Annotated in this window: 11 protein-coding genes and 1 pseudogene; 2 read left to right on the plus strand and 10 right to left on the minus strand. The window is 56.8% G+C overall.

Translation table 11 applies throughout. From position 1 onward, the window contains the following. From HMPREF0908_RS10390 to HMPREF0908_RS02570, 8 genes and pseudogenes are all read right to left on the minus strand, one after another. A pseudogene (locus HMPREF0908_RS10390) lies at positions 1-511 on the minus strand (translation initiation factor IF-2 N-terminal domain-containing protein); the annotation flags it as partial. Further along, entirely contained in the window at positions 511-843 is a 333-nt protein-coding gene (locus tag HMPREF0908_RS02540) for a L7Ae/L30e/S12e/Gadd45 family ribosomal protein (protein WP_006689864.1), read from the minus strand. The pseudogene HMPREF0908_RS10390 and the gene HMPREF0908_RS02540, both read right to left, overlap by 1 nt. Further along, positions 827-1117: an RNase P modulator RnpM gene (gene rnpM / locus HMPREF0908_RS02545; protein WP_006689865.1), complete on the minus strand. Its 291-nt coding sequence runs from the start codon at positions 1115-1117 to the stop codon at positions 827-829. Before rnpM ends, HMPREF0908_RS02540 begins: the two co-directional genes overlap by 17 nt. Beyond that, positions 1118-2251, minus strand: coding sequence for a transcription termination factor NusA (nusA, locus tag HMPREF0908_RS02550; RefSeq protein ID WP_040572353.1), 1134 nt, complete (start codon positions 2249-2251; stop codon positions 1118-1120). Between the two features lie 12 nt (positions 2252-2263). Continuing rightward, the gene (rimP, locus tag HMPREF0908_RS02555; protein WP_050755853.1) at positions 2264-2713 is read right to left on the minus strand and encodes a ribosome maturation factor RimP; all 450 of its coding nucleotides are present in this window, start codon (positions 2711-2713) and stop codon (positions 2264-2266) included. A 123-nt stretch (positions 2714-2836) separates the two neighbouring features. Beyond that, on the minus strand, positions 2837-3598 hold the full coding sequence (locus tag HMPREF0908_RS02560; RefSeq protein ID WP_040572354.1) for a zinc ribbon domain-containing protein: 762 nt from the start codon (positions 3596-3598) through the stop codon (positions 2837-2839). A gap of 13 nt (positions 3599-3611) precedes the next feature. Next, positions 3612-3968 (minus strand): hypothetical protein, encoded by a 357-nt coding sequence (locus tag HMPREF0908_RS02565; protein WP_040572355.1) that lies wholly within the window; start codon positions 3966-3968, stop codon positions 3612-3614. 14 nt (positions 3969-3982) lie between these two features. Further along, positions 3983-5548 carry a hypothetical protein gene (locus HMPREF0908_RS02570; protein ID WP_040572356.1) on the minus strand — a complete coding sequence of 522 codons (1566 nt, stop codon included), beginning with the start codon at positions 5546-5548 and terminating at the stop codon, positions 3983-3985. Positions 5549-5883: 335 nt separating this feature from the next. On the opposite strand from HMPREF0908_RS02570, the gene HMPREF0908_RS02575 reads away from it, so the two are divergent. Then, positions 5884-6870: a phosphatase domain-containing putative toxin gene (locus HMPREF0908_RS02575; protein ID WP_006689872.1), complete on the plus strand. Its 987-nt coding sequence runs from the start codon at positions 5884-5886 to the stop codon at positions 6868-6870. Positions 6871-6934: 64 nt separating this feature from the next. On the opposite strand, the gene HMPREF0908_RS02580 is transcribed toward HMPREF0908_RS02575, so the two are convergent. Then, positions 6935-8833, minus strand: coding sequence for a fructose-bisphosphatase class III (locus HMPREF0908_RS02580; RefSeq protein ID WP_006689873.1), 1899 nt, complete (start codon positions 8831-8833; stop codon positions 6935-6937). Positions 8834-8912: 79 nt separating this feature from the next. Next, positions 8913-10457, minus strand: a complete 1545-nt coding sequence (locus tag HMPREF0908_RS02585) for an ABC transporter permease/substrate-binding protein (protein WP_040572498.1) — start codon at positions 10455-10457, stop codon at positions 8913-8915. A gap of 272 nt (positions 10458-10729) precedes the next feature. Between HMPREF0908_RS02585 and HMPREF0908_RS02590 the strand changes: the two genes are divergently transcribed. Then, positions 10730-11972 (plus strand): HAD-IC family P-type ATPase (locus tag HMPREF0908_RS02590; protein ID WP_006689875.1); only part of this gene is annotated, 1243 nt, incomplete at its 3' end.

Consider the following 11972-nt stretch of genomic DNA (forward strand, 5'->3'; position numbering starts at 1 on the left):
GCATCGCGGGCATCGCTGGTGCCGCGGGGCGTGCGTTGCCGGAGCGGCCTGCCGGACGGGCGCTGCGGCTGGCAGAGCCGCCTGCTGCCCCTGCACTGCTCCGACGCTGCGGCGCCTCTGCCGCAGTCTTGGCAGGTGCCTGCCGCACGATGACAATGCCTGGAGCCTTTGTGCGCGCACGAAGAACAGGGCGCTCCTTCTCCTCAGTGGGCGCACTTGGAGCCTTTACTGCCGGCTTTTCCGTGTCGTCAGCCTTCTCAACAGGCTTCTTGGGCGCAGTCGCCTTCGGTGCCGCAGATTTCGATGCGGCTTTGCTTGGCAGGGACTCCTTGCGCACGGGCTTTGCCGTGCGTCCGAGCTCCGCCTTCACAGCAGCACGCTCCTCCTCACCGACAGCGCTGAACATATTCTTGACCTTGTAGTTCTTGCTCTTCAGGATGTCAATAATGGTACCTTTGTCCGTCTTAAATTCCTTCGCCAAATCGGTGATTCTGTATTTCGCTTCTGACATCAATCCACCCCCGTCGGTATATCATGCAAGCAGGCGGCGAGCCTCTTTGCAAATCCTCTATCTATCAGCAGTGCAACAGCACGGTATTCCTTGCCGAGACAGTGTCCCAGCTGCTGCATCGTCAGCAGTTTCGCCGCCGGCACGTCCATCTGTGCCGCCATGCGGGTAAATTTATCCTTCGTCTCTTCCGACGCATCCGTCGCGAGCAGGAGATAGGCACCGCGCTTTTTCCGCAGCATCTCCTCCGCCATGAATGCCCCTGAGACAATGCGGCGCGCGCGCGCCGCTATACTGAGGAGATTCTGTACGCGCGTTTCAGTCGCCGCGTCCATGAGCACACTCCTCTCCGGAGACCGCCGCCTCCGCCGCATCGTAAACCGCAGGCGCAACGCGGCCTTTCAGTGACCACGAAAGGCCGCCATGCCGACGTGCCTCCTGCACACAGGCGGTACAGCGGCAGAGGTACGCCCCGCGTCCCGGGCTCTTTCCGGTCGGGTCAATGCCGACGGTTCCATCCGCGTGACGCACAATACGCAGCAGTTCGCCTTTTGGATGCAGCGTTCGGCAGCCGACACACAGCCGCTCGGGCTGTTTCGCCTGCCCCATTTAGGCCTCCCCGGCCGCCGCTTGGTCTTCGGACGGCGCATCCGTAGTCGCACCGTCTGCCTGCTCTTCTTCCCGTGCCTGCGTCTCACTCTTGATGTCGATCTTCCATCCCGTGAGCTTCGCAGCCAGGCGGGCATTCTGCCCCTCCTTGCCGATGGCAAGCGAGAGCTGATAGTCGGGCACCACGACGCGGGAGATTTTTTCCGCTTCGTTCACCGCGACCGAGATCACCTTGGCAGGGTTCAGCGAGTTGGCGATATAGGTCGCGGGATCGTCACTCCATTTCACAATGTCGATCTTCTCTCCGGCCAGTTCATCCACAACCGCCTGCACGCGCATATAGTGCGGACCAACGCAGGCACCGATGGGGTCGACGCGTTCCTCGGATGACCAGACCGCCACCTTGGAGCGGCTGCCTGCCTCGCGTGCAATGGAGCGAATCTCGACGACCCCCTCTTGGATCTCCGGCACCTGCAGTTCAAAGAGTTTTTTGAGCAGTCCCGGATGCGTGCGTGAGAGCATGATCTGCGGGCCGCGGCTCGTACGCTTGACCTCGATGATGTAGGCGCGCACCGTATCACCATAGTTATATGTCTCCGTCGGCAGCTGTTCCGTCGCCATGAGCACCGCCTCAGCGCGCCCGATATCCACGAACACATTATGCCCCTCGATGCGCTGGACGATCCCCGTGACAATCTCCGAGGAGCGGTTCATGTACTCCTCATACACGATGCCGCGCTCTGCTTCACGGAGGCGCTGCATGACGACCTGTTTTGCCGTCTGTGCCGCGATGCGTCCAAAGTTCGCCGGTGTCATTTCGATCTCAACAACATCACCGACGGTATAGTCCGGATTGATAGCTCTGGCGCGGGCAAGTGAGATTTCCGTGACATCGCTCTCCACCTCGTCAACCACTGTCTTGATGGCGAAAACATGGAATGCACCCGTCTCGCGCGACAGGGAAATGCGGACATTCTGCGCCGCACCGAAGTTGCGGCGGTACGCCGAGATCAGTGCCGCCTCGATCGTCTCAAAGAGGAGTTCCTCGTCAATCCCCTTTTCGTACGCCAGCTCCTTCAGCGTCTGCAAAAACTCCTTGCCGTTATCCTTCTCCTTGGTATTTTTTCTTGCCAACCCCAAAGCCTCCTAAAAATCGATATGCAGGCGCACCTGTGAGACCTGCTTCATGGGAATCTGTACCCCATCATCCAGTGTCAGTGTCTCGCCGTCATACCCCGCAAGGGTTCCTGTCCACTGTTTCTTTCCCTCAAACGGCGCATAAAGCGTCACGTCGACTGTGCGCCCATGTTCACGTGTAAAATCCCGTTCCTTGCGCAGGACGCGGTCAAGTCCCGGCGACGATACCTCCAATATGTAAGCATCGGGAATGAAGTCCTCCCGATCAAGCATTTCCTCCAGCCGCTCGCTGAGACTCTGGCAGTCGTCGATATCGATGCCGCCCGTCTTGTCGATGTAGACGCGCAGATAGGAGTCGCGCTCCTTCACGTACTCGACATCCACCAGCTCGATTGCAGGCAAATCAGTCAGCAGTCCGCGCACCATCTCCTCGACGCGCTCCTCGATCTTCGCGCTCATGCTCTCCCTCTTCTCATACGTAATGAAAGAGTGGGCTTCCACCCACTCTTTCCGAAACTTAAATGAATTTCTTGAAGTATAGCATAGGATTAGACTCTTGTAAAGCCCCCGCGGCGATTTTCCTCAGTGTATCATGCGGTTCATCCCGGACTGTGAGAAAAGCAGAACAAGCAGAATGCCGATGACCAGGGAGTAGATCCACGCCGGTACCTCGATCGATGCGAGCTTCACCTTCGCACGCACCAATTCCTTCCACGTGCGGAAGAGGACATCACCCGTCAGTGCGCCGCCCTGCGGCAGCAGCTGGTCGATCACATACAGCAGAACACTCACCGCACACAGATTGATCGCTCCGACAAAGAAAAACATCGCGCCCCAATCAATCGAGATTGCTGATCCTGCCATTGCCCCAAAGAACGTCTTCTTCAGTTCTGAAATTGCACTTTGATAGCGGATAAATGCGATAACAGCGAAAATGAGCAGTGCGTGCCCCATTGCTGCAGCTAAAACATAATTCTTCTTTTTCAAAAGTGCATGTGCGGAAGCCGCCCCGACAAAGATGATGGCGAGCATCAGCCCTTTGCTGATGTCCATGATCGTCACATCAATCATTTTCCCAAGAGAAATCCACGGCATAAACACCGAAACAGCAACGGCTCCGGCACTGATATAAGAAGTAACGACCAGGTTTTCACGCAACTTCGTGAGCTTCTTCGTGTTCTCCTCAGCCTCTGCCGTCTGCACGGGCTGCTGCACATCTTCTGCATCCGCCGTTTTCACAGGGTTTTCCGCTGCATCCGGCGGCTGCTCTTGGGACGCGCCGCAGTGCGGACAGAACTTGACATCTTCATCAATGGAGGCACCGCATTTTTCACATGATTTCATTGGATCCGCCTTTCTATCTTCCATACAGCCGCCGCACGATCCATGACATCACCTTGTTCGGACCGATGAGGCGAAGAATTATACCTGCGATCAGAATGACCGCGAGTACCATGATAATCACCGGCAAGGCCACAAAGAAGAACGCTGCGAGGAGAGATACGAGCAGTAAAGCCCATGCCATACGTGAGAGCAGCGAGTGCTGTGTCCCTCCCGCCCCTATGCGGATATAGCGTATCGAACCGGATTCTCCTCCGGCGGCAGAACCACGACGTTCCTCCTGTGTTTCCGCGCCGTTCTCATCCACCGTTATGCCGCGATATGCGGCATTCTCCTCCCGGCTCATCGGCCGAACGCGTGGATCTTGTTCCATCGTGACCCCTCCCTTCACGGTATCTTTGGGACGCTCATCTGATCTCCTGCTGTGCTGCACAGCATCGTCACAAAACCTTCCTCACCAAGATAGCGTGGGTCGAACGGAATACAGCCAAGCACCTCACGCATACGCTGACATGCTGCATTAACACGTCGCTTGTCTGAGCCGAGCACATGGTAAAGCTCTGTAAGTGATGTAAGATCAATACCGTTGATCTCGGCAAAGAGGAAAATGGTCGCTGTCAGTGTCTCGGCAGTCTGTGCCCGCTTTAGATCAAAATGTGCATAGTCAAAAAACATTGTTTCAATCAGCACACGCGCATGGCGGCTGAATCCCAACGCCTCACTCACGGCGGCAAGGGCACCGAACTCCTCAGAGCATGTGCGCTGAGAGAGAGTCCATTTCGGACGTTTGGGCGGCAGTGCTCGCTGCGGCAGAACATTCAGCCTGGCCTGCAATGCAAGCATATCAATGGTATGGCGTACAAGTGCCGCCTGCCGCGCGAGAAAATCATCCATATCCGCCTGCGGCTCCTGATAGAGGAACAGCTCATACTCCTGCCGAATGGTATCCCGCATACGCCGCTGAAGAGGCTTGCTCGCGGGAACAGCCGTAATGTAGTTGAGCATCATCATGCCCTCATCGCAGACGTGTCCAAAAAGGACATTCCTCTCGAGTTTCCCCGGAATATCCGGGCGCGGAAGGATGACCTCCTCCTCCCGCAGAAGGTCACGGCAGATGATATGATCCTCGTACGCCTCTTCCACCGTGAGCACGGCAAACCGCGCCGCCAGGAGGTCACACAGTATCTCGCGTTCATCCTGCCGAAGGTGCTTTTCCTCCTGCACATTGTAATGCTCGATCGGGGTTTCATCGGAGCTGATGAGGTGATAATCAAAGAAGAAATAGTCCCAGAATCGCAGCCAGAAGGTCTCCTTCTCCTCTTCGGACGAGTGCTCATACGCTGTCACATCATAGAGATTTCCCGTATAAATCATCGCTGCCCGACTGATCTCACGCTGGTACTTCGGGCGGCGGAAATACACTCCGATCTTATGAAGAAGATCATTGAGCTGAAGGTTCAGTTCTTCCATCTCGAGTCGTTCATCTTCCTCAATGTCCTCGAGTGTCAGCCCCTCGATTTCCTCCCATTCCACACGTTCGGGCAGACGGAACCGCCCCGTCAGATAGAACATCTCCAGATCGGCATCCAGCTCGCCGAATTCAATCTCATATTTTCCCGTCCCATCCAAATACGAGAGGAAGTCATTCATTCGCTTAAAATAATCCTCCGCGTGACGTTTCAGCGGTCGGCGGTCAATATGCGCATCGGCAAAACGGAAAAAAAGCGCAAGATAGTCGATATGGATAAAGAGCCGCGCGAGCGAATCGTCGCGCCTCGTGATGACCGTGAGGAAGTCCTCGATGCAGTACCAGTCCGTACACAGCCCCTCAGCGCTCTCCCCCCGCCACGCCGCTTCGCGCAGATACCGCTCCGTCAATGTGCGCGGAACAAAGATCTGTGCGCGACCATGCGCCAAATAAAAGCGCTTGACCAACGCGTAGACATTTTCCATGAATCCTCCCGCTGTCATGCGCCCAAAACGAATTTCAATCCGTTCCATCCTAACAAATGCATGAAATAATGTCAATGTTCCTATCGCCTGAACCTGCCCCATATACTAAGGAATCACGAATAAATTCCGCGTGCATCTCTTAGTGCATCTTTTTGTCCGCATTTCGGCAAAAAAGTCCGGCGCAGTGCACCACGCTGCTTCCGGTTTTCCACTTTGTTCGGACGAAAAAATCTATGCCAATCTGACGAACTCCATTTTATCTGTGCTTCCATTTGACATATCGTATAGAATATAAGAGGGATTTAATTCATCACAAAACATCAGGAGGCATTTCAATGCAGACGTGCAGGAACTTATTGACAATAACCACCCTAGTCATATCTCTTCTTATAACATATACCGTCTCTGCTGCCGATGCGAAGGCAGACTACCGCGGCTATGTCTGGCGCATCGACGCGGCGGCGGGGGATGCGGCGGAGCTGCCGCACAATTTCCGCACAGCGGCATCACCGTTTCAGCCGCGGACAGACGCGACGAAGTTCGGCGTTGACCCGAACTACATTCCCTCGCGGGAGGGACTGGACGCCCTGCCGCTCTCGGGAAGTGCAGAGTTCTCCGCCCCCGCCTTTCACGCGCTGCTGAATGACCTGCACGCGCGCACAAAGGGCGCGATCTGCATCGTCGATCTGCGGCAGGAGTCGCACGGCTTCATGAATGGAAATGCCGTCAGCTGGTACGGCAAGCACGACTGGGGCAACATCGGCAGGACGCAGCACGAGGCACTGCGCGACGAAAGCACGCGTATCCGCGGTGCACAGGGCAAGGATGTCGTACTCGCGCACCTTGATAAGAAAAAGCAGCCCAAGAATCCGCAGACCGTCCGCGTCACCGAGGCGATGACGGAGCGTGAGCTGGTCGAAGGTGCGGGCGTACGCTACGTTCGTCTCGCTGTCACCGATCACAAGTGGGCAGAGCCGCAGACCATTGACGCTTTTGTCGATCTCGTGAGGAAAATGCCTGCGGACACATGGATGCACTTTCACTGTCAGGCAGGCAAGGGACGTACAACCAGCTTCATGGCAATGTACGATATGATGAAAAATCCCTCCGTCCCGCTGAAGGACATTCTCTATCGTCAGTACTTGCTCGGCGGGGCATATCTCGCCTACGACCCGACCACACAGCATGCGGCGACGGGATGGGAGGACGCAGACTACCATCACAAGACAGAGATGATCGCAAAGTTCTACGATTACGTTCAGCAGAATCATGAGAGCGGCTATGCCGTGCCGTGGAGTACGTGGCTGAAGAAGAATCCATAAGGACATAGGAAGGCCCGCACACATTGCATTCGATGTGCGGGCCTTCTTATTCTTCCTTATTTCTTTACTGTGGCTTAATATGTCCCGTTTGATAGGCGCGCAGGAGAGCATGAAGATCAGCGATCTTGCTCTCGATCGCCGCGCCGCGATCCGTGTCGCGCACGAGTGAGTGCCGTGCCTGCAGCTCAACCGTCTGGGAGACGGACTCAATGTCGCGGTTCTCACGCAGCGCGTCGCGCACACTCGCTACGCGCTGATGCTGCAGGAGGCGCAGCCCACGTGAGTTGTAGATGAGCGTATAGCCCGAGATGCCCGTTTTGGCGCGGAACGGTGCGGCAAATCCGCCGTCGATGATGAGAGCGCGCCCGCTGCCGCGCAGGGGGCTCTCCCCCTTCTGCACCTTGACGGGGACGTGTCCGTTGATGATGTGCCCGCGCTTCGGATCGAGCCCAAACTCCTCCAGGATTTTCTCGCAGACCGCCTCATCGTTCACGAGGCGGAAATACGGATCGGACGGCTCCTTCCACGTACTCTCATCGGAGAGGAAGGAGCGCTCGAACGTCGTGAAGGAGCGCCCCGACACGGGAGAATTGTAGCCGCACCAGAGGAAGTACATGAAGTCCAGCCCCTCCTGCGTGTGCTCATTCCATCCCTCGCGCGCCTTCTCCTCGCAGAAGTCCATCCACGCACGTCCGCGATATGACTTGCCGTTATACGTGATTGAACGGAACTCCCCCGACTCTTCCATCGGAACACAGGCATGAAAGAGCAAATTTCCGTTGTAGCACGTATAGATGCTGCCGCGCTCATAGAGATAGTCCACATGGCGCTGGAGTGCCTTGCTCTCGAGAAAATACGAGCGCAGATCGGCGATGATATTCTCTTCATCCTCCGTGAGCGCCCAACAGTCAGCAGGATCGTCAATCGTCGGAAAGTACGCGCTCTCGAGCTCCACACGGCGCCCGCTGCCGAGCGTCACGCAGGAGAGATCGAAGTCGATCTTGTCCAGCAGCAGGCGATCCTCCATCTGAAAGTCCGGATTACGGCGGATCAGCGCCCCCTCGAGCTTGAACATCATCATCGTAACGGCACGCTCTGCCGCCTTGATGGGGTTCTCATCGGGGTAGATGCGCGAGGCAAAGGTCGTGAGCGGACGCAGGCTGATGCCGTAGCCACGCTCCAATACATCGGTATTGCGGTAGCGGAGACTGTTGCGAATGACCGCCGCGATGCAGACTTCGCTGCCGAGTGCCGCGCCCATCCAGAGCACATCGTGGTTGCCCCACTGGATATCGACGGACGGATGCTCCATGAGGAGATCGAGAATGCCGTCAGGACGGTCGCCGCGGTCATAGAAATCGCCGACGATGTGGATGCGCTCCACAGAAAGCCGCTTGACCAGCGTGCTGAATGCCTCGATATAGTCTGCCCCGCCGCCGATCTCCACGATGGTCTCAATCAGCTGGCGGTAGTACGAAAGCTGTGCCTCATCGTGCTCGGGACGCGTGCTCAGCAGCTCCACGATGACCGACTCATAGCGTTTCGGGATGTAGTTGCGCATCTTGCTCGCGGGGAATTTCCAGCTCATGAGCTTCGTCAGTTCAAGGAGATTCGCGAGATTCTGCTGATACCAGAGTGCAGAGGTCTTCCCCTCCGCCGTCAGCTGCTCCATCTTCTCGCGCGGGTAGTAGATGAGCGTACAGAACTCCGCGCGCTCCTCCACCGTCATGCGGGTCTCAAAGCAATAGTCCACCTTTTCCTTGATGACGCCCGAGCAGTTGTTGAGAATATGGAAAAAGGAATCGTATGCACCGTGCAGATCGCTCATAAAGTGCTCCGTGCCCTTCGGCAGTATGAGCTGCGACTTTAGGTAGATGATCTTCTCGTAGACAATCTCCTTCGTCGGATATTTCTCCGCCATCAGGCGAAGAACCTTATCCTCCGCTGCTGCCGCTGTCGTCATGCCGGATCCTCCTGTACTCCCATTAGGAAATTTATTGTTTCTATACTTTTCTGTATTTTATCATTAAATTGTATTTACTTCAATTCAATATTCCTTTTTTGCGCAAGAACTCCTCAGCGACCGCACGTGGCTCCCTGCCCTCGCTCTCAACGGCATGGTTCATCGCCGCCATCTCCTCATCCGAAATGCTGCCTTCAAGGGAGAGAAGTGCGGTACTCAGCTCGGGATGACGCGTCAGCACATCCTCGCGTACGACGTTGCCGCAGCGATAGGATGGAAAGAAGTGCTGATCGTCCGTGAGGACGATGGCATCTGCCGCAGAGAGCTGTCCGTCAGTTGTAAACACGGTCATCACATCCACCTGCCCATCCGCGAGTGCCGCATACTTGAGACCGATGTCGAGATCAACCGTCCGCGCGAAGGAAAGCCCGTATGCAGCACATAGCGCAGAATAGCCGTCCTCCCGCTCGTAGAAATCGTACTCCGCACCAAAGGTCAGACGCGGTGCTGCGCGTCGCAGATCGGAGTAGGTGTGCAGATCGTACTGCTCCGCGACGGCACGGCGCACGGCGATGCCAAAGGTATCGTTGAATCCGTACATGCCGACCCAGTGCATACGAAATTTCTTCTCATAGCCCGCGGTCAGCTGCGGGAACATCTCCTCGCTGTACTTCGAGTCCTCCTTGAGCACCATATTCCAGCCCGTCCCTGTATACTCTGGATAAATGTCGAATGCGCCGCTCTCCATCCCCGGCTGGATGTTCGACGTACCGCCGCCGACCCCCGCCGTAATGCGCGCCTCCAATCCCGTATTCTGCTCAATGACCATCTTCAGCATCTCACCCATGATAAGCTGCTCCGTCATGGGCTTCGTCGCGATGTGAATGACATCCGCTCTGCCGAAAAATCCATACGTCACACCGCTTGCAGCGATGAGAACAGCTGCCGCCGTGCCCGCATAGGCAACGCGTCTCTTTCCTGCCATCCGCGGGGGATGCTTCAGCCATGCCTCCGCACGTCCCAAGACAGCATCTGCTGAGAGCGCGAGAACGGCGATGAGCAGGCTGCCCGCGATGGTGAGGGCGGGGTTGTTCGTCGTAATGCCGCGATAGATCGCGACACCGAGTCCGCCCGCACCGATGAACGAGGCGATACCCGCGAGGGCGATCGTCATCGTCGCCATATTGCGGATGCCCGCCATGATGATGGGCATGGCGAGCGGCAGCTGGACGCGCGTCATCACATAGAAATCCGACCCGCCAAGACTCGCTCCTGCCTCGGAGAGCGACGCAGGGATCTGTGCCAGTCCCGTATGCGTCGCACGCACCATCGGCAGAAGGGCGTAAATCGTGAGCGCAATGATTGCCGCCGTATTGCCGATGCCGAAAAACGGAATGAGAAAGCCGAGCATCGAGATCGACGGGATGGTATAGAGAAAGTTGACCATACCGAGCGTCGGTGCCACCGCACGCTCATAGCGATAAATGAGAATGCCCGCCGTACCGCCGACGATGATGGCAATGCCGATCGCCGCGCCCGAAATCCAAAGATGCTCGATCATCAGCTGCAAAAAAAACGTACTTCGCTCCGTCATAATCGAAAGCACTGCATGCAGCAACGTCATGGTATTCCCCTCCCGTATCGTATTGGAATCACGAATCAAAAACCCGTTGATCTTCTCCGCCGAAGCATGGACAAAATAGATGCGCCGCGACGGCGCGAATGCGTTTTCTTTATACCATATCATTATAGAAAGGACAATGTCCCCTATCTATGATAAATGTTACGGTATAAGATGACTGCATATCCCCCCCAATGAACGCATCGCGTTTGTTTCTTCTCTCTTCCTATGGTATAATGCCCGTGTAATAATCGTATGACAGGAGCTGAGCATCCTTGAAAAAATTTCTTTCTTCCACAGTTCATTTTGTCCTCAGCGTCATTGCCGCAGCGGCGGCTGCGGGCTACTGGTACATGACGGGAAATGTGACCGTTGAGACGGCCTCCGAGATCTTCCTCGGCGTATTCCTTGCAGCATCACCGATTCCATGGCTCGTGTCACGCTGGCTGATTGCCCTGCGGATCAAGCGTCATCTGCGTGCGGACGGCATCTCATGCAGCCGCATGAGTGCGCTCACTGAACTCATGCACGTGGACACGATTGCCTTCAACCGCAATGGTACGCTGACCGAGGGGAATATATTCATCTCGGCGCTCGTTCCCGAGGGCATGACGCAGGGTTCACTGCTTGCACTCGCTGCAAGCGCCGAACGCGATGCAGTCCACCCCTATGCCCAGGCACTCTACCGCACGGCACTTGAGCGCGGGCTGCACCTCACGCGGCACTCCGCTGCACGCGAGGAGGAGAGCTTCGGCGTGGAGGCACTGATCGTGCGTACACCCGTGCGCGTCGGCAAGAAAGAATGGCTGCAGGAGGAAAACATCGAGATCAGTGCCGCACTCCTGACGCGTGCCGATCAGCTTGCGACAAGCGGACAATCGCCGCTCTTCGTCAGCTCGAGCAAGTATGCGCGCGGCATCATCGCCGTACGCGACGACCTGCGCATGGAGGCAAAACGAGCACTGAGCGATCTGCGCCAACACGGGTTCTCCCTTGTCCTCCTTACGGGAGAGACGAAGCGTCTTGCCAACGCCACGGGCAAGGAACTGCGCATCCCCGACGTGCGTTCCGATCTCACGGAGATGGACAAGGCACGCGAGATCCGGCTGCTGCAGTCGCGCGGCGCCATCGTCGCCATGGCAGGCGACCCGATTGCCGACCAGGCCGCCCTGCGCACGGCAGATATCAGTATCGGCTGCCCATCCACACTCGTGAAAGTACCAAATGAGCCAAAGGAGGAGACGGAGGCCGATCCACTGCATGCCGAACTGCTGAAAGGCCCGGACGGCACCGAGGCTGCCGCCGAGGTGGTCGAGCCGCTCATCCCGCCCGAGGATGCCGCTTACTTCAAGGCACAGACGCGGCGCAATCAGGGCAAAATCGAAAACTACGTTCCCGACATTACACTGGACAGCGTGGGGCTGCCGCGTCTCGTCACGCTGATCGACGCAGGAGAGGCGGCACGTGTACGTGCGCGCCAAAACACATGGCTTACTGCTCTTTTCATCGCCCTGTTCA

It is taken from the genome of Centipeda flueggei ATCC 43531, from assembly GCF_000160695.1.
Classification (GTDB): domain Bacteria; phylum Bacillota; class Negativicutes; order Selenomonadales; family Selenomonadaceae; genus Centipeda; species Centipeda flueggei.

Bases quoted from the DNA above. Each gene is read 5' to 3' on its own strand.
- HMPREF0908_RS02570 (WP_040572356.1), bottom strand. From the start codon at position 5,548: ATGGAAAATGTCTACGCGTTGGTCAAGCGCTTTTATTTGGCGCATGGT.
- HMPREF0908_RS02580 (WP_006689873.1), bottom strand. From the start codon at position 8,833: ATGACGACAGCGGCAGCAGCGGAGGATAAGGTTCTTCGCCTGATGGCG.
- HMPREF0908_RS02585 (WP_040572498.1), bottom strand. From the start codon at position 10,457: ATGACGTTGCTGCATGCAGTGCTTTCGATTATGACGGAGCGAAGTACG.
- HMPREF0908_RS02575 (WP_006689872.1), top strand. From the start codon at position 5,884: ATGCAGACGTGCAGGAACTTATTGACAATAACCACCCTAGTCATATCT.
- HMPREF0908_RS02560 (WP_040572354.1), bottom strand. From the start codon at position 3,598: ATGAAATCATGTGAAAAATGCGGTGCCTCCATTGATGAAGATGTCAAG.
- HMPREF0908_RS02540 (WP_006689864.1), bottom strand. From the start codon at position 843: ATGGACGCGGCGACTGAAACGCGCGTACAGAATCTCCTCAGTATAGCG.
- rnpM (WP_006689865.1), bottom strand. From the start codon at position 1,117: ATGGGGCAGGCGAAACAGCCCGAGCGGCTGTGTGTCGGCTGCCGAACG.
- rimP (WP_050755853.1), bottom strand. From the start codon at position 2,713: ATGAGCGCGAAGATCGAGGAGCGCGTCGAGGAGATGGTGCGCGGACTG.
- HMPREF0908_RS02565 (WP_040572355.1), bottom strand. From the start codon at position 3,968: ATGGAACAAGATCCACGCGTTCGGCCGATGAGCCGGGAGGAGAATGCC.